The organism is Pantoea sp. E956-1, from assembly GCF_982223955.1.
Map to the genome: position 1 here is coordinate 140,717 of NZ_CEUYZP010000005.1, position 17,950 is coordinate 158,666.

A 17,950-nucleotide genomic window follows, 5' to 3' on the forward strand; every position below is an offset into this window, starting at 1 on the left:
GGGCTATTTTCACGATGCTAAGGAGCCGGCATGGTTTTCACACTATTGCGCCTGATATTTCGCCTGTTATGGCGGGTCGAACTGCGTGGCGACGTCGCCGAACTGCATAAGCAGAAGGTATTGATCACGCCGAACCATATGTCGTTTCTCGACGGCATATTGCTGGCGCTATTTTTGCCGATTAAGCCGGTCTATGCGGTCTATTCGACCATCAGCGAAAGCTGGTTTATGCGGCTGGTTAAACCCTTTATCGACTATGTGCCGCTCGATCCCACCAAACCCATGGCGCTCAAACAGCTGGTCAGGCTGATCGACAGTGGCCGTCCGGTGGTGATCTTCCCGGAAGGACGCATTACCGTCACCGGATCGCTGATGAAGATCTACAGCGGGGCGGGTTTTGTCGCGGCGCGTTCGGGCGCGAATGTGGTGCCGATGCGCATCGAAGGCGCAGAGTACACGCCGTTTGGTCGTCTGGCGGGCGTGTTTAAACGTCGCCTGTTCCCGCGCATCACCCTGACGATTCTGCCCGCCACCCGCATTCCGATGCCGGAGGCGAAACGGGCGCGCGATCGGCGCGTGCTGGCCGGTGAGCATCTGCACCATGTGATGATGGAAGCGCGCATGGCGGTGCGTCCGCGTGAAACCCTGTTTGAGGCGTTTCTGGCGGCGCGTACGCGTTATGGCGCGTTTAAGCGCTGCATCGAAGATGTCAATTTCAAACCTGACAGCTACAACGGACTGCTGAAGAAGGCGCTGGGCGTGGGCCGTATTCTGGAGCGCTACAGCCAGCCGCGCGAAGTGGTAGGACTGCTGCTGCCCAATACCACCGTCACGGCGGCGGCGATTTTCGGGGCATCACTGCGCGGGCGTGTTCCGGCGATGCTCAACTATACGGCGGGCGTGAACGGCATGCGGGCGGCACTGACCGCCGCGCAGATCAAAACGGTCTTCACGTCGCGCCAGTTCCTGGACAAAGGCAACCTGTGGCATCTGCCGCAGGGGCTCGATGATGTACAGTGGATCTATCTGGAAGATCTGAAAGATACGGTGTCCAGTAAGGACAAACTGTGGATCGTCGCCCATCTGCTGATGCCGCATCGCGCACAGCTGCCCCAGCAGCCGGAAGACGCCGCGATGGTACTGTTTACCTCCGGCTCGGAAGGCCATCCCAAAGGCGTGGTGCATTCGCATAAAAGCCTGCTGGCGAACGTTGAACAGATCCGCACCATCGCCGACTTCACGCCGCGCGACCGCTTTATGTCGGCGCTGCCGCTGTTCCATGCGTTTGGTCTGACCGTCGGTCTGTTTACGCCGCTGATGACCGGCGCGCAGGTGTTCCTCTATCCCAGCCCGCTGCACTATCGCATCGTGCCGGAGTTGGTTTATGACCGCAACTGCACCGTGCTGTTTGGCACCTCGACCTTCCTGGGCAACTACGCGCGCTTTGCCGCACCCTATGATTTTGCCCGCCTGCGCTATGTGGTGGCGGGTGCAGAGAAGCTGCAGGAGAATACCCGTCAGCTCTACATGGAGAAGTATGGCATTCGCATTCTTGAAGGCTACGGCGTAACCGAATGCGCGCCAGTGGTCGCGATTAACGTGCCGATGGCGGCGAAGGCGCACACCGTCGGACGCATTCTGCCGGGCATGGATTCGCGACTGATGTCGGTGCCGGGCATTGAGCAGGGCGGACGGCTGCAGCTGCGTGGGCCGAACGTGATGAAAGGGTATCTGCGGGTTGAGAATCCAGGCGTGCTGGAAGTGCCGGTCGCCGACGATGGCGAAGGTAATCAGGAAGCGGGCTGGTATGACACGGGTGATATCGTCAGCTTTGATGACGGCGGTTTCTGCCAGATTCAGGGGCGTGCAAAACGCTTCGCGAAGATTGCCGGTGAGATGGTGTCGCTGGAGATCGTCGAGCAGATCGCCCTGAAAGCGTCGCCGGACAAACAACATGCCGCCTCGCTGCGCCCGGATGGTCAGCGTGGTGAGGCGCTGGTGCTGTTCACCACCGATGCTGAACTGGCGCGCGACAGCCTGCAGAAAGCGGCCCGCGAGCTGGGTGCGCCAGAACTGGCGCTGCCGCGTGATATCCGGGTAATGAAGCCGTTGCCGCAGCTGGGCAGCGGTAAACCCGATTACGTCACGCTGAAAAAAATGGCGGAAGAGGAGCAGGCATGAGCCTTGATCGTAATGCGCCGCTGATGTCACGCGGCATGATCGCCGTGATTATCGCCCAGTTCTTTTCGGCCTTCGGCGATAACGCGCTGCTGTTTGCCACGCTGGCCGTGCTGAAAAGCCAGTTCTATCCCGACTGGAGTCAGCCGGTGCTGCAGATGCTCTTTGTCGCAGCCTACATTCTGCTGGCACCGTTTGTCGGTCAGGTCGCGGACAGCATGGCAAAAGGGCGGGTGATGATGCTCGCCAACAGCCTGAAGCTGCTGGGCGCGCTGGTGATCTGTTTCGGCTTCAACCCCTTCCTCGGATATACCCTGGTGGGCGCGGGCGCAGCCGCTTATTCCCCGGCTAAATATGGCATTCTCGGTGAGATCACCCACGGCGAGAAGCTGGTGAAAGCCAACGGGCTGATGGAGGGATCGACCATCGCCGCCATTCTGCTCGGCTCAGTGGCGGGCGGGATGCTGGCGGACTGGCATCTGCTGGCGGCGCTGGGGATCTGTGCGCTGACCTACGGCATTGCCGTGGTAGCCAACCTGTTTATTCCGAAACTGCAGGCGGCGCGTCCCGGTCAGAGCTGGCAGTTGGGTATGATGGTCCGCAGTTTTTTCAGTGCCGCCGCGCTGCTATGGCGTGATGCGGAGACGCGCTTCTCGCTGCTCGGCACCAGCCTGTTCTGGGGCGCAGGCGTGACGCTGCGTTTTCTGCTGGTGCTGTGGGTGCCGGTGGCGCTGGGCATTAATGACAACACCACGCCAACGACCCTGAATGCCATGGTGGCGATCGGGATTGTGATTGGGGCGGCAGCGGCGGCGAAGCTGGTGACGCTTGAAACGGTGCGTCGCTGTATGCCAGCCGGTGTGCTGATTGGTGTGATGGTCGTCGTCTTCGCGCTGCAGCATTCTCTGCTGAATGCCTATCTGGTGCTGATGCTGATTGGTGCGCTGGGTGGTTTCTTTGTGGTGCCGCTGAATGCGCTGTTGCAGGCGCGGGGCAAAGAGAGCGTCGGTTCAGGTAATGCGATTGCGGTGCAGAATCTGGGTGAGAACAGCGCCATGCTGATCATGCTGGGGCTCTATACGCTGGCCATCAAGGCGGGTGCACCTGCGGTGGCGACGGGCGTCGGTTTTGGCGTGCTGTTTGCGCTGGCGATAGCGCTGCTGTGGCTGTGGCGACCAGCTAAACGTTAAGTGATTCACCGCCTCTCGCCGGGATAGCCGGAGAGAGGCGGGCGGCCTCGTTAACAATAGATGTTAAGAGATTAACGACGAATGGCAATCGCTTCGATTTCGATCTTCACATCTTTTGGCAGACGTGCCACTTCGACACAGGAACGCGCCGGGAAGTGAGCTTCATGCTCGGTGAAAAACGCCTCATAAGCCGCATTGACCGTGGCGAAGTCATTTAAATCCTTTACGAACACCGTGGTCTTCACGATGTCGCCGACCTTCAGACCTGCTGCTTCAACAATCGCCTTCACATTTTCCAGTGACTGACGCGCCTGTGCGGCAACGTCATCCGCCACCTGGCCGGTCGCCGGATCCACCGGGATCTGACCCGAGGTGATGATCATGCTGCCCAGATCGACACCCTGAACATAGGGGCCGATAGCGGCAGGGGCTTTTTCAGTACTGATTTCACGAGACATCATTGCTCCTTTAATTACGTCGTCAGGCGGCGATGCCGCCGGTGTTGCCCATTATAAGGTCGGGCAGGGCGATTACCAGTGACCCAGCACCACATGGCGGGCGAACTCTTTTTCGCAATATTTGCACTTCAGATGCACATCGTCGGCGCGCTGCTTCACGGCAAAGCTGGAGAAGACCGGCTCGCTGCGGCTGATGCAGTTGCTGTTGGGGCAGGTCAGCACCCGTTCAACGTGGTCCGGCAGCGTCGGGGCGATCTTCGCCACGACTTCATAGTCGTCGATGCGATTGACCGTGGCATGGGGCGCATAGACCGCCAGCTGATTCACCTGGTCGTCAGTGAGAAAAGTGTTCTCAATCTTGATCAGATCTTTGCGGCCCATCTCGCCCGAGGGCAGATTCAGGCCAATGGTAATGCGCTGATCGGTTTCGGTCAGCCGGAACAGGGAGAGCAATTTAAAGCCGATCTGCGCCGGAATATGGTCGATGACCGTGCCGCGTTTGATCGCTTCGACCTGCAGTTTGTTGTCCTGCGTCATGGGGGTATCTCCTTACAGGGCGAGTTCGCTGTTTAAAACCAGTGCCAGCAGAGCCTGGCGCGCATAGATGCCGTTACCCGCCTGCTGGAAATACCAGGCATACGGGGTTTTATCGACATCGGTGGTGATTTCGTCGATGCGCGGCAGCGGGTGCAGTACCTTCATATTGTCGCGCGCCGAAGCGAGATCGGCGGCACGCAGAATAAACTGCGCTTTGACGTTGGCATATTCTGACGGATCGAGCCGCTCTTTCTGCACCCGCGTCATGTAGAGGATATCGAGCTGCGGCATCACCTCTTCAAAGCTGTCGTGACGTGACCAGCGGATATTCTTCTCATCCAGCATGTCGGTGATATAGGCCGGCATCGCCAGCGCATCGGGCGCGATAAAGAAGAAGCGGTTGCCGTCAAACTTCGCCAGCGCCTGGGTCAGGGAGTGGACGGTTCGGCCATACTTCAGGTCGCCGACCATCGCCACATTCAGCTGATTAAGACGGCTCTGCGTCTCCTGAATGGTGAAGAGATCAAGCAGCGTCTGGGTCGGATGCTGGTTCGCGCCGTCACCGGCGTTGAGAATCGGGATGCCGCCGGAGAACTCGGTCGCCAGCCGCGCCGCACCTTCCTGCGGGTGACGCATCACGATCGCATCGACGTAGGTGCTGATCACTGAAATAGTGTCGGCCAGGGTTTCGCCTTTTTTGCCCAGCGACGTATTACTGCCGTCAGCAAAGCCCACCGCTGACGCGCCAAGGCGATGAATGGCGGTTTCAAACGACAGGCGGGTACGGGTCGACGCCTCAAAGAAGCAGCTGGCGATAACCTTGTGCTTGAGCAGTTCCGGCTGCGGATGGGCTTTAAGCTTTGCGGCGGTGTGCAACGCCAGTTCCAGCTCTTCACGACTGAGGTCGTTGATTGAAATAATGTGCTTGCGATATAGCGGGTTAGCCATAGCTGTCTCCTCTGCGCGGCCGGATTGCGGACAAAAAAAAGCCCCTGCTTAAGGGGCTTTTTTAAGATCGGGTCGATGACCGAAAGAAACAGTAGCACCGCCTGCGGTCAGGCGTGATTGAGCGTCAAATTGTCCGCTGTGCTGTAGCATATTTCCTCCGGCAAATTGGGCCGCATTATACCCGTTCGCGGTGGGGCAGCAAGAGGAAAACGTTTGCGGCTGCTTAGCCGATCAGAGACCTGGCCAGATCAGACGGTGAATCGCCCGCTATGAGCGGGCGCGACTCAGCGTCCTCAGCTGCGCGGTCAGCGCTGGCCCAGCGTGGCCACCATTACCGCTTTAATCGTGTGCATCCGGTTCTCGGCCTGGTCGAACACGATGCTGTGCGGCGACTCAAATACCTCGTTGCTCACTTCCATGCCGTTGGGCAGATCGTACTGTTCCGCCATCTGCTGGCCCAGCGTGGTCTGATCGTCGTGGAAGGCGGGCAGACAGTGCAGGAATTTAACCTGCGGGTTGCCGGTCAGATCGAGCATCGCCCGATTCACCTGATAGTCACGCAGCAGCGCGATACGCTCGGCCCACACCGCTTTGGCTTCGCCCATCGACACCCAGACATCGGTATAGATAAAGTCAGCGCCTTTCACGCCGTCGGCAATATGTTCGGTAAGGGTGATTTTCCCGCCGGTCTGCTGCGCGGCTTCACGGCACTGCGCCACCAGTTGCTCCTCTGGCCAGCAGCTCTTCGGTGCCACCAGACGCAGATCCAGCCCCACCTGTGCGGCGGCTTCCAGCATGGTGTTACCCATGTTGTTACGCGCATCACCTACATAAACCAGCGTCATCTCGCTGAGCTTTTTGCCCGGCAGATGCTCCTGCATGGTCAGCAGATCGGCCAGCAACTGGGTCGGATGAAACTCGGTGGTCAGGCCGTTCCACACCGGCACACCGGCATGTTCCGCCAGCGTCTCCACCAGTTCCTGACCGTAACCGCGATACTGAATGCCATCGTACATCCGGCCCAGTACCCGTGCGGTATCGCGCATCGACTCTTTATGGCCGATCTGGCTGCCACTCGGGCCAAGATAGGTGACGTTCGCACCCTGATCGTAAGCGGCAACTTCGAAAGAGCATCGGGTACGGGTCGAGTCTTTTTCGAAGATGAGCGCGATGTTTTTACCTTTCAGATGCTGCACTTCCTGGGCGCTTTTTTTCGCCTGTTTCAATTCAGCGGAAAGGGTAAGCAGGTGATCAATCTCGGCGGGCGTAAAATCCAGAAGCCTGAGGAAATGGCGCTGATACAGCTGACTCATACAACACTCCGGTAATCATTAAAGTGAATTAAAATTCAATCTAACCGTATGAATATGCATTTTCAAGTGCAGGGCGAATAAACTTTTCGTTTTGTGTAGTGGCGCGACGGGCAGTATGGGAAAATAATTGATTATTGCCGAACTCAGAGAGGATATCGTCATGGCATATGAAGCATTACTGGAAGAGCAGCAGGAAGAGACGCGGCAGATTATTGAAGAGCTGCTGGAGGATGGCAGCGATCCTGATGCGCTCTATACCATCGAGCACCATCTCTCATGCAATAATTTTGATTCGCTGGAAAAAGCGGCCGTTGATGCATTCAAGCTGGGTTATGAAGTAACCGAGCCGGAAGAGCTGGAGCTGGAAGATGGCACCACCGTCATGTGCGTCGACATCATCAGCGAATCCGCCCTGAAGCCGGAACTGATCGATGTACAGGTTGAGCAGCTGGTGAATCTGATTGGTAAGTACAACGTCGATTACGACGGCTGGGGCACCTATTTCGAAGATCCCGATGCCGAAGATGAAGATGACGACGCCATCGAAGATGAAGAAGATGATGGTATTCGCCACTAAGTAGCCGGGGCGGAGAGTTCTCCGCCTGTCACCTCTGCCACCTGTTTTAACATCATGAACTACGCACCCTTACTTGAACCGATCTATCAGTTTCTGCATTGCCGCACGCCGCAGGCCTGGATTGATGAGGCGCGCAAGCCGGAAAATCTGACCCTGCTGTTAACCGACCATCTGGTGTGCGAGCTCAAAGCTGCACAGACCGCGGTGTGGTTGATCCGCAAATATGTTGCCGACAAACCCAGCGGCGACGCTATTCTGGCATGGCTGAAACCCTATGAAGATTTTATCTTCCGCGAGGATGGCGACAGCGACTTTATCAACGCGCATAAGAACCTCACGAAACGTATCATCGTGCGCAATGCGCTGCCGTGGGCGGATGAGCTGGTGGAGAAGATGGTGCTGCTGATAAAAGAGGAGCTGCATCACTTCTATCAGGTGTGGGAAATTATGCAGTCGCGCGGACTGGTCTATCAGAAGATCACTTCCAGCCGCTATGCTAAATCCCTGCTGCGCGAAGTCACGACTCATGAGCCAGAAACGCTGGTGGATAAGCTGATATGCGGCGCTTACATCGAGGCACGCTCCTGCGAGCGTTTCGCCAGTCTGGCACCGTATCTTGATGACGAACTGGCGAAGTTCTATCTGTCGCTGCTGCGCTCAGAGGCGCGGCATTATCAGGACTATTTAACCCTGGCGGCGCAGATTGCCACCAGAGACATCACGCCTCGGGTGCAGGCGATTGGGGCAACAGAAGGGCGGTTAATCAGCGAACCCGACAACGAATTACGCTTTCACAGCGGCGTACCGGCGTTCTGATCCGGGCGCGTAACGGGGCTGTCATCTCCCTCTGTCACAATAACTTCAGCATCCGCACTTCGCAGTCGACATGCCCTGTGCAGCCCATCGCACTGTCGATATGCTCAAAGCCCAGTGATTCATAAAGTTTAATGGCCCGCGTCAGGCTGGCGGTGGTTTCCAGATAGCAGCGACGGAAGCCGTGGCTGCGTGCATGTTCTATCGCCCGCAGCGCCAGTTCGCGTGCCAGACCCTGACCGCGCACCTCTGGCAGAAAGTACATCTTTTGCAGTTCGCAGATATCAGGCGCGCTGCAGGCGAGCGGCGCAACACCGCCGCCGCCGACCACCTTGCCCTGATACTCAACAATCCAGTAGGCGCTCTGTTCGGAACTGTAGAGCTCAAACAGCTGGTCGAGCTGCGGATCGGAAACGGTGTAGCCCTTGTCAGCCGTCAGGCCGAACTCTGCGGAAACGTCGCGGATCACCTGGGCGATATGCGGATTATCGGCGGCAGTAATCGGCCGCACCTGGAGGTCAATAAGCGGGGTGGCGCTGGTCGTCATCATCTCTTCCGGATTTGTACGAGGTCAATAAAAAAGCCGGGCAAGCCCGGCTTTATGAATAAGCTGTCAGCTAAGACGCTTACAATGCCGCAATGACCGCCTGCTGTTCAATCAGTTTTGCTTTTGATTGTTGCAGGTCCGCTACGCGTTCGCGCTCTTTCGCCACCACCGCTTCCGGGGCACGCGAAACAAAGCCTTCGTTCGCCAGCTTGGTCTCGATCTTCTCGATTTCCACATCCAGCTTAACCAGCTCTTTCGCCAGACGCTCCAGCTCGGCGGTTTTATCCACCAGATCCGCCATCGGGATCAGCAGCTCTGCGCCTTCAACCAGTTTGGTCACCGACACCGGACCTTTCTCGCCCGCAGGCAGAATGGTCAGGCTTTCCAGACGCGCCAGGCGCGACAGGAAGTTGCGGTTGGCTTCAACGCGACGCAGCGCCGCAGGCGAGCAGTCACGCAGCAGCACATCCAGCGGCTTGCTCAGTGCGATGTTCATCTCGGCACGGATATTACGCACCGCCACGATCGCCTGTTTCATCCACTCGATGTCCGCTTTCGCTTCGGCATCTTCGTTCGCCGCATCGTACTGCGGGAAAGGCTGCAGCATGATGGTGTCGTCGCTGATATTTTTCAGCCCCTTCACGCGCTGCCAGATGGTTTCAGTGATAAACGGAATGATCGGATGCGCCAGACGCAGCAGCGCTTCCAGCACGTGAACCAGCGTATGACGGGTGCCACGCAGTTCAGATTCACTGCCGCTGTTCATGACCGGTTTGGTCAGCTCCAGATACCAGTCGCAGAACTGGTTCCAGGTGAAGTCATACAACAGGTTAGCCGCGATATCGAAACGGTAGCTATCCAGCGCTTCACGGTACGCTTTCACCGTGTTGTTGAACTCGGTCAGGATCCAGCGATCCGCCAGCGACAGCGTCATTTCGCCGCCATTCTGTCCGCAATCCTGCTCTTCGGTGTTCATCAGCACAAAGCGGCTGGCGTTCCACAGCTTGTTACAGAAGTTGCGATAGCCTTCCAGGCGCTTCATGTCCCAGTTGATGTCGCGACCGGTAGAGGCCAGCGCCGCCAGGGTGAAACGCAGCGCATCGGTGCCGGATGGCTCGATGCCGTCCGGGAACTGCTTCTCGGTACGTTTGCGGATTTTCTCCGCCAGCTGCGGCTGCATCATGTTGCCGGTGCGTTTTTCCAGCAGCGCGTCCAGCGAAATGCCGTCGACCATATCCAGCGGGTCAATCACGTTGCCCTTGGATTTCGACATCTTCTGACCTTCTTCATCACGGATCAGACCGGTCATGTAGACGGTTTTAAACGGTACCTGTGGTTTGCCGTTTTCATCTTTGATGAAGTGCATGGTCAGCATGATCATGCGGGCAATCCAGAAGAAGATGATGTCGAAGCCGCTGACCAGCACGCTGGTCGGATGGAAAGTACGCAGCGCTTCGGTGTTTTCCGGCCAGCCCAGGGTGGAGAAGGTCCACAGACCTGAGGAGAACCAGGTATCCAGCACGTCATCATCCTGACGCAGCGCGACGTCGGCGGCCAGGTTGTTCTCGGCGCGCACTTCGTCTTCGGTACGGCCGACGTAGACGTTACCGTTGTCGTCATACCACGCCGGGATGCGGTGACCCCACCAGAGCTGACGGGAGATACACCAGTCCTGAATATCGCGCATCCAGGAGAAGTACATGTTTTCGTACTGCTTCGGTACAAACTGGATGTCGCCGTTTTCAACGGCTTCAACCGCGACTTTCGCCAGCGGTGCGGTACGCACGTACCACTGGTCAGTCAGCATCGGCTCGATAACCACGCCGCCACGGTCGCCGTAAGGCACGGTCAGATCGTGAGGTTTGATTTCTTCAAGCAGGCCGAGTTCATCGACAGCGGCAACAATCGCTTTGCGCGCCGCGAAGCGTTCCATGTTCTGGAAAGCCGCCGGGATCTCATCGGAACAGGCATCGCTGGCTTCGCCATTGGTGTCATACACCTGAGCACGGTCGCGGATATCGCCGTCGAAGGTCAGGATGTTGATCATCGGCAGTTTGTGACGACGGCCGACTTCATAGTCGTTGAAGTCATGCGCCGGGGTGATCTTGACGCAGCCGGTGCCTTTTTCCATGTCGGCATGTTCGTCGCCAACGATAGGGATAAGACGGCCAACCAGCGGCAGCATCACAAATTTGCCGATCAGATCTTTGTAACGTGGATCTTCCGGGTTAACGGCGACGCCGGTATCACCCAGCAGGGTTTCCGGACGCGTGGTGGCGACCACCAGATAATCTTTACCGTCGGCGGTTTTTGCGCCGTCAGCCAGCGGATAGCGGATATGCCACATCGAGCCTTTGCTCTCGCGGTTTTCCACTTCCAGATCGGAGATTGCGGTTCGCAGTTTTGGATCCCAGTTCACCAGGCGTTTGCCACGGTAGATCAGGTTCTCTTTATAGAGGCGAACAAACACCTCTTTCACGGCGTTGGAAAGGCCATCGTCCATGGTGAAGCGCTCGCGCTCCCAGTCGACGGAGTTGCCCAGACGGCGCATCTGGCGGGTAATGGTGCCGCCGGATTCTGCTTTCCACTGCCAGATTTTGTCGATGAATGCATCGCGGCCATAGTCCTGGCGCGTCTTGCCCTCTTCAGCCGCAATTTTGCGCTCAACCACCATCTGCGTGGCGATGCCCGCGTGGTCAGTACCCGCCTGCCACAGGGTATTTTTCCCCTGCATGCGCTGGTAACGGATCATGGTGTCCATGATGGTTTGCTGGAAGGCGTGACCCATGTGCAAGCTACCGGTGACGTTCGGCGGCGGGATCATGATGCAAAAGCTTTCCTGGCTGGTATCGCCATTCGGTTTGAAGTAGCCCTGCTTTTCCCAATGCTCGTAAAGCGGCTGCTCGATATCTTGCGGGTTATATGTCTTTTCCATTTCTGCTATGTCGTTTGCGGCTGTGGTGGCGCTGCCGTATTCAATTGGAATCCAACGCTGCGATACGCTTTATAGCGGTCGCGCGCCAGTTGTTTGAGCGTGTCGTCGTAAGGAACGAAGTCTATCACTTCATGGAAAGCAGTAGCAAAATCTGCGAAGTGGGGCAGCAGGCTAATCAGCAGGTCACGCGGTGAACTGCCGCGACGCTGTGGCCAGGCCAGCTCAACCGGCGCACCGTAGCGCGGGCCTTCACCCGCCAGGTTATGCGGCACGAAGGCGTTTGCCGGTCGTTGCCACAGCGCTTCGTCGAGACGAATGGCTTGCTGTTCATCTTCGCAGGCGATCAACACCCGCTTTCCGGCCCGCCAGCGTGTTTCCGCCAGATTGCACACCAGCGCTTCAACGGCGCTAAGGCCATCGCTCGTTGCATCGGTTTCCAGCACGTAGAAGGTTGCGTTTTTCATCGGTTTGCTCATCAGAAGATTAAGGGCGGAATGATATCCGCCCTTGCTGTCAGAAAAGAGGGCGCTTAATCGTCGCCGTTCAATCCTGCCCGATTCAACAGAAATTGCGACAGCATCGGCACCGGACGTCCGGTGGCGCCTTTGGCCTTGCCGGAGCGCCAGGCGGTACCGGCGATATCCAGGTGTGCCCAGTTATATTTGCGGGCAAAGCGTGCCAGGAAGCAGGCGGCGGTAATCGCGCCGCCGGGACGGCCACCAATGTTCGCCATATCGGCAAAGTTGGACTCCAGCTGCTCCTGGAACTCATCCGCCATCGGCAGACGCCAGGCGCGATCGCCTGACTGCTCCGAGGCGCTGATCAGCTCATGCGCCAGCGGATTGTGGTTCGACAGCAGGCCGCTGATGTGATGACCCAGCGCAATCACGCAGGCACCGGTCAGCGTCGCCACGTCAATCACCACTTCCGGATCGAAACGTTCGACGTAGGTCAGCGCATCGCACAGGACCAGGCGGCCTTCGGCGTCGGTGTTCAGCACCTCAACCGTCTGGCCAGACATGGTGGTCAGCACGTCGCCCGGACGCATCGACCGGCCATCCGGCATGTTTTCACAGCCTGCCAGCACGCCGACCACGTTCAGCGGCAGATTCAGCTCTGCCACCATACGCATCACGCCATAGACGGCCGCCGCGCCGCACATGTCATACTTCATTTCGTCCATGCTGTCGGCAGGCTTGATGGAGATACCGCCGGAGTCAAAGGTCAGCCCTTTACCCACCAGCACAATCGGGCGCGCTTCCGCATCCGGATTGCCTTTGTACTCAATTACCGACATCAGCGATTCGTTTTGCGAACCGGCCCCGACCGCGAGATAGGCGTTCATGCCCAGCTCTTTCATCTGTTGTTCGCCAATGACGCGGGTGGTGACATTTTTGCTGAAGGCATCCGCCAGCTGACGCGCCTGTGACGCCAGATAGGCGGCGTTACAGATATTAGGTGGCATGTTGCCGAGATCTTTAGCCGCTTTCATACCGGCCGCGACCGCTAATCCATGCTGGATAGCCCGTTCGCCGCTGGTCAGTTCACGGCGGGTCGGCACGTTAAAGACCAGCTTGCGCAGCGGGCGACGTGGTTCCGCTTTATTACTTTTCAGCTGGTCAAAGTTGTAGAGCGCCTCTTTAGAGGTCTCTACTGCCTGACGCACTTTCCAGTAGGTGTTGCGGCCTTTGACATGCAGTTCGGTCAGGAAGCAGACCGCTTCCATTGAGCCGGTGTCGTTGAGCGTGTTAATGGTTTTCTGAATGACCTGCTTGTACTGGCGTTCATCCAGTTCACGCTCTTTACCGCAGCCAATCAGCAGAATACGCTCGGACAGGATATTTGGCACATGATGCAGCAGCAGTGTCTGGCCCACTTTTCCTTCCAGCTCGCCGCGGCGCAGCAGGGCGCTGATGTAGCCGTCGCTGATTTTATCCAGCTGTTCGGCAATCGGTGACAGACGACGCGGTTCGAAAACGCCAACGACAATGCAGGCACTGCGCTGTTTTTCCGGGCTTCCGCTTTTTACACTGAACTCCATGCACTCTCCTGAATCTTAAAGACAACGGCCGCTGCTGCCGCTAGAATGTAGCGCGCTCATGACCCATTTATTCATCGTCGCAGCATGACATTCTGCTGCTGGAGGTCATAATGAATCAGGGTGACAAGATGTTGTTTTTTCACCACCCGGACGCGTTTTTCATACAAATTTAGCTACGGCGACGGCCATTGATGAAGAAAAATGGCTGATAAGCGTTGAAACTAGCGATTTTCCTGCAAAAAGACAAGTTTTCACAGGCGTACTAAGCGTGATCATCATTAGATATCTGGTTCGGGAAACGCTCAAAAGCCAGCTGGCTATCCTGTTTATCCTGCTACTCATCTTCTTTTGTCAGAAGTTAGTCAGGATCCTGGGAGCCGCGGTGGATGGCGAAGTGCCGACAAACCTCGTTCTGACCTTGTTAGGACTCGGTGTGCCTCAAATGGCACAACTTATACTGCCCTTAAGTCTGTTTCTGGCGATCCTGATGACGCTGGGGCGGCTCTACACGGAAAGTGAAATTACCGTGATGCACGCCTGCGGCCTGAGTAAGGCCGTCCTGGTGAAAGCGGCGATGGTGCTGATGCTGTTTACCTCGATAGTGGCGGCCGTGAACGTCATCTGGCTGGGGCCATGGTCATCCCGCTATCAGGATGAGGTGACGCAGAACGCCAAAGCGAACCCGGGTGCGGCAGCAATGGCCGCCGGACAGTTCCAGACCTCCAGCGACGGCAGCGCCGTGCTGTTTGTCGAGGATGTGAAGGGCAGCAACTTTGGTAACGTGTTCCTGGCGCAGTTACGGCCAAAAGGCAACGCGCGTCCTTCAGTGGTGCTGGCTGACAGCGGTCACATGGAGCAGCATAAAGATGGCTCACAGGTGGTGACGCTGGATAAAGGCACCCGTTTTGAGGGCACCGCTCTGCTGCGTGATTTCCGTATCACTGACTTCACCAATTATCAGGCCATTGTGGGCTATAAAGCGGCAACGCTCGATCCTAACGATGCAGAACAGGCGAGTCTGACCGACCTGTTCGTAAACAAGACACCTGAGTTTCAGGCCGAGCTGCACTGGCGTCTGACGCTGGTGTTCGCGGTGCTGGTGATGGCGCTGATGGTGGTGCCGCTCAGCGTGGTGAACCCACGTCAGGGGCGCGTGCTGTCGATGCTGCCCGCCATGCTGCTCTATCTGATTTTCTTCCTGTTGCAGAGTTCGCTGAAGTCGAGCGGCGCGAAAGGGCGGCTCGATCCGGCGCTCTGGATGTGGGTAGTGAATATCAGCTATCTGGTGCTGGCGGTGCTCCTTAACCTGTGGGATACGGTGCCGATGCGTCGGATTCGCGCCCGCTTTACCCGCGGAGGGTCGGTCTGATGTTTCGCGTACTTGACCGCTATATCGGTAAAACCATTTTCAATACCATTATGCTGACGCTGTTCATGCTGGTGTCGCTTTCCGGCATCATCAAGTTCGTTGATCAGCTGCGCAAGACCGGCCAGGGCAGCTACAACGCGCTGAGCGCCGGTTACTACACCCTGCTGAGCGTACCCAAAGATATTGAGATTTTCTTCCCGATGGCGGCCCTGCTGGGTGCGCTGCTGGGACTGGGCGCGCTGGCGCAGCGCAGTGAACTGGTGGTGATGCAGGCGGCGGGCTTTACCCGCATGCAGGTTGCGCTGTCAGTGATGAAAACGGCGATTCCGCTGGTGCTGCTGACCATGGCGATTGGTGAGTTTGTTGCGCCGTCGGGCGAGCAGATGGCGCGTAATTACCGGGCGCAGCAGCTTTACGGCGGTGCGCTGGTCTCGACGCAGAACGGTCTGTGGGCGAAAGATGGCAATAGCTTTATCTTTATCGAGCGCATTAAAGGCGATAACGAAATTGATGGCGTGAGCATCTACAGTTTTAACGATCAGCGTCGTCTGCAGAGCGTGCGTTACGCGGCGACGGCGACCTGGGATGCGGCTAAGAAGCGCTGGATACTGTCGCAGGTTGATGAGTCTAATCTCACCGATCCTAAGCAGATTACCGGTTCACAGAGCCTGAGTGGCGAGTGGAAAACCAATCTGACGCCGGACAAGCTGGGTGTGGTTGCGCTGGATCCGGACGCGTTATCGATTCGCGGTCTGCATAGCTACAGTAAATATCTGAAGCAGAGCGGCCAGGAGTCGGGACGTTATCAGCTTAATATGTGGAGCAAAATCTTCCAGCCGCTGTCCGTCGCGGTGATGATGCTGATGGCGCTGTCGTTTATCTTTGGTCCGCTGCGTAGCGTGTCGATGGGTGTGCGGGTAGTGACCGGTATCAGCTTTGGCTTCCTGTTCTACGTGCTGGACCAGATTTTCGGTCCGCTGAGCCTGGTTTACGGTCTGCCGCCGATTCTGGGAGCGATTCTGCCGAGTTTTGCGTTCTTCGCTATCAGTATGTTTATGTTGATTAAGCGGCGTTGACAATCACAGCGAAAAGGCCGCCTTCCAGGGCGGCCTTTTTCGTGGCAGGCAACGTGTGACAGTCTATTCGTCCAGCAGTCTGATGCATCCCTCCATTACCTCATCCAGTCATTGATCAATGCACCATATAGCGTCTCTGCTTCCGCTAACCGGCTCAGCAGGCAGTATTCATCGGTCTGATGTGCCATTGACGGTTCACCTGGGCCAAGGATAATGCAGGGCGGCATGCCCAGCGCGGGCAACAGCAATGATGCATCGGTGAAGTAGGGCACAATGCGCGGTGTCAGTAGGGCGTCATGAAGCGGCTGGCAGTGCTGATAAACGGATTGAACCCAGGCCTGATTGTCTTCGCTCAGCACCGCAGGCAGGTCCACCAGAGTGCTCACCGTCACGCTATCTCCCAGTAAGGTTGTCAGTTGCTGACGAATGGTGGCGTGCTGCAGATTGGGTGCGCTACGGATATCCACGTCAAACTGTGTACGATCGGGCACAGAATTAATGTTCAGGCCGCCTGCAATGCGTCCGACGTTAATAGTGGGCTGTTTCATTAGCGGGTGCGGTGCGCCAGGTGAGAAATGCTGAATTTTGCCCAGTGCGTCAGCCGCCAGATAAATGGCATTAATGCCCAGTTCCGGCATCGCGCCGTGCGCTGTTTTGCCACGGGTTTCACAGCGTAGCCATAGCGCACCTTTGTGGCCGATTACCGGATAGTTGCTGGTAGGCTCGCCGACGATCAATGCGCCCACCTCGGGCAGGTCAGTGGTATCAATCAGCGCCCGCGCGCCGTCGCAGCCCGTCTCTTCTCCGCCAGTGATCAACAGCACGACACCAGAACCTTGTTGAATCGCCTGCTGATGAGTCACGCAGGCAACGGCGAAGGCCGCTACAGCAGCCTTCATGTCACTCGATCCGCGCCCGTACAGCTTGTCACCCACGACTTCACCGAAAGGATCGTACTGCCAGTCAGCATTGCCAAGCGGTACGGTATCCATATGGCCGGTAAAACCCAGCTGCGGTCCGGGCTTGCTGCCAGGCAAACTGGCAATCAGGTTCAGGCGATTTTCACCGAAGGGGGATAAGGTGACGTCAAAGCCCTGTTCCGCCAGCCAGTCCGCCAAAAAGTGCATGCAGGCCGCTTCATTGCCTGGTGGATTAATGGTGTCAAAGCGCAGCAGCTGCTGCGCCAGCATCTGGCTCTGGTTCATCAGCCGCGCACCGTTAACCAGTCCAGGCAGTTGATCCACAGCTGGCGATAACCCTGCCACTGGGCAAATTCCTGCGGCAGCCAGTGTGCAGACATATCGCTGGTCCAGACCAGTGAGCGGCCCTGCTGATACTCGCGTACCGCCAGCAGCGGATGTTCAGTGCCGTCAATGGTCGCCAGCAGTTTACCTTCTGGGTGCATTTCTACTTCGTTATAGCCCAGTAACCACGGCCATTCGTCTGGCATATCGGTGAACAGCGCGTGAGATTCGATCACGCTGGGATAAGAGCCTTCGGGCGTTTCGATACGATCATCCCAGGCAAGGCAGCGCACCGGCAGCACTTTCTCAACTGCCGTGTTGCGATAGCGCGCGCCACCATTGATGCCCTGAAAACTAAAGTAGCCGCCGATCATCATCAGCGCGCCGCCCGCGGCCACATAGTCGTGAATCAGCGTCAGCCGATTTGCTGTACGCTGGCTCTTCAGCCAGGTATCCGGATGTAGCAGCAACGTATTGGCACCGATGTCGGACAAAATGATGGCGTCCCACTGCTGAAGTCCATTGAGTGTTAAAGGAAACTCGGTGGCGGCGGCATGGGCGGGCATATAGGTGATGGCATAATTACTGTCGGCCAGCGCCGCCATAAAATCGGTCGCGCCATTGTGCCAAGTGGCGGTGGCAAACTGATCAAAGCCCTTAACGTGAACGGACGTGCTGGTCCAGGATTCCCCGACCAGTAAAATTTTCTTCTGCATTACGGTTC

16 protein-coding genes are annotated in these 17,950 nt (G+C 57.3%); 6 read left to right on the top strand and 10 right to left on the bottom strand.

Going from position 1 to position 17,950, the window contains the following annotated elements; genetic code table 11:
- Nucleotides 1-30 precede the first annotated feature (30 nt).
- Together aas and lplT are read left to right on the top strand one after the other, a co-directional pair.
- Entirely contained in the window at nt 31-2,181 is a 2,151-nt protein-coding gene (aas, locus tag AC0T7J_RS14770; RefSeq protein ID WP_473795137.1) for a bifunctional acyl-ACP--phospholipid O-acyltransferase/long-chain-fatty-acid--ACP ligase, read from the top strand.
- Entirely contained in the window at nt 2,178-3,368 is a 1,191-nt protein-coding gene (gene lplT, locus AC0T7J_RS14775) for a lysophospholipid transporter LplT (RefSeq protein WP_163850493.1), read from the top strand. Before aas ends, lplT begins: the two co-directional genes overlap by 4 nt.
- Before the next feature lie 71 nt (nt 3,369-3,439).
- Here the strand turns inward: lplT and ridA are convergent, their stop codons facing one another.
- The 4 genes from ridA to argF all read right to left on the bottom strand — a co-directional run bounded on the left by ridA (nt 3,440) and on the right by argF (nt 6,624).
- Nucleotides 3,440-3,826 carry a 2-iminobutanoate/2-iminopropanoate deaminase gene (gene ridA / locus AC0T7J_RS14780; protein WP_031592621.1) on the bottom strand — a complete coding sequence of 129 codons (387 nt, stop codon included), beginning with the start codon at nt 3,824-3,826 and terminating at the stop codon, nt 3,440-3,442.
- A 72-nt stretch (nt 3,827-3,898) separates the two neighbouring features.
- Nucleotides 3,899-4,363, bottom strand: a complete 465-nt coding sequence (gene pyrI / locus AC0T7J_RS14785; RefSeq protein ID WP_010251684.1) for an aspartate carbamoyltransferase regulatory subunit — start codon at nt 4,361-4,363, stop codon at nt 3,899-3,901.
- Between the two features lie 12 nt (nt 4,364-4,375).
- Nucleotides 4,376-5,311, bottom strand: coding sequence for an aspartate carbamoyltransferase (gene pyrB, locus AC0T7J_RS14790; protein WP_473795140.1), 936 nt, complete (start codon nt 5,309-5,311; stop codon nt 4,376-4,378).
- Between the two features lie 305 nt (nt 5,312-5,616).
- A complete protein-coding gene (gene argF / locus AC0T7J_RS14795) occupies nt 5,617-6,624 on the bottom strand; it encodes an ornithine carbamoyltransferase (RefSeq protein ID WP_039386856.1) in 1,008 nt (335 codons plus the stop codon).
- Between the two features lie 160 nt (nt 6,625-6,784).
- Between argF and rraB the strand changes: the two genes are divergently transcribed.
- Together rraB and miaE are read left to right on the top strand one after the other, a co-directional pair.
- Entirely contained in the window at nt 6,785-7,201 is a 417-nt protein-coding gene (rraB, locus tag AC0T7J_RS14800) for a ribonuclease E inhibitor RraB (RefSeq protein WP_473795142.1), read from the top strand.
- 54 nt (nt 7,202-7,255) lie between these two features.
- Entirely contained in the window at nt 7,256-8,017 is a 762-nt protein-coding gene (gene miaE, locus AC0T7J_RS14805) for a tRNA isopentenyl-2-thiomethyl-A-37 hydroxylase MiaE (protein ID WP_033769520.1), read from the top strand.
- 34 nt (nt 8,018-8,051) lie between these two features.
- On the opposite strand, the gene AC0T7J_RS14810 is transcribed toward miaE, so the two are convergent.
- From AC0T7J_RS14810 to pepA, 4 genes are all read right to left on the bottom strand, one after another.
- Nucleotides 8,052-8,561 (bottom strand): GNAT family N-acetyltransferase, encoded by a 510-nt coding sequence (locus AC0T7J_RS14810; RefSeq protein ID WP_473795240.1) that lies wholly within the window; start codon nt 8,559-8,561, stop codon nt 8,052-8,054.
- A 79-nt stretch (nt 8,562-8,640) separates the two neighbouring features.
- Nucleotides 8,641-11,496 carry a valine--tRNA ligase gene (locus tag AC0T7J_RS14815; RefSeq protein WP_473795144.1) on the bottom strand — a complete coding sequence of 952 codons (2,856 nt, stop codon included), beginning with the start codon at nt 11,494-11,496 and terminating at the stop codon, nt 8,641-8,643.
- Between the two features lie 5 nt (nt 11,497-11,501).
- Nucleotides 11,502-11,960: a DNA polymerase III subunit chi gene (locus AC0T7J_RS14820; protein WP_473795146.1), complete on the bottom strand. Its 459-nt coding sequence runs from the start codon at nt 11,958-11,960 to the stop codon at nt 11,502-11,504.
- Between the two features lie 65 nt (nt 11,961-12,025).
- Nucleotides 12,026-13,537, bottom strand: a complete 1,512-nt coding sequence (pepA, locus tag AC0T7J_RS14825) for a leucyl aminopeptidase (RefSeq protein ID WP_010251654.1) — start codon at nt 13,535-13,537, stop codon at nt 12,026-12,028.
- A 268-nt stretch (nt 13,538-13,805) separates the two neighbouring features.
- Here pepA and lptF point away from each other — a divergent pair, with 268 nt between their 5' ends.
- Nucleotides 13,806-14,906, top strand: a complete 1,101-nt coding sequence (gene lptF, locus AC0T7J_RS14830; protein WP_473795149.1) for an LPS export ABC transporter permease LptF — start codon at nt 13,806-13,808, stop codon at nt 14,904-14,906.
- On the top strand, nt 14,906-15,982 hold the full coding sequence (lptG, locus tag AC0T7J_RS14835; RefSeq protein WP_010251648.1) for an LPS export ABC transporter permease LptG: 1,077 nt from the start codon (nt 14,906-14,908) through the stop codon (nt 15,980-15,982). The genes lptF and lptG overlap by 1 nt, the downstream gene beginning before the upstream one ends.
- 95 nt (nt 15,983-16,077) lie before the next feature.
- On the opposite strand, the gene AC0T7J_RS14840 is transcribed toward lptG, so the two are convergent.
- Nucleotides 16,078-17,187: a M20 family metallopeptidase gene (locus AC0T7J_RS14840; protein ID WP_083070298.1), complete on the bottom strand. Its 1,110-nt coding sequence runs from the start codon at nt 17,185-17,187 to the stop codon at nt 16,078-16,080.
- The gene (locus AC0T7J_RS14845) at nt 17,187-17,942 is read right to left on the bottom strand and encodes a glutamine amidotransferase (RefSeq protein ID WP_083070297.1); all 756 of its coding nucleotides are present in this window, start codon (nt 17,940-17,942) and stop codon (nt 17,187-17,189) included. The genes AC0T7J_RS14840 and AC0T7J_RS14845 overlap by 1 nt, the downstream gene beginning before the upstream one ends.
- Between the last annotated feature and the right edge of the window lie 8 nt (nt 17,943-17,950).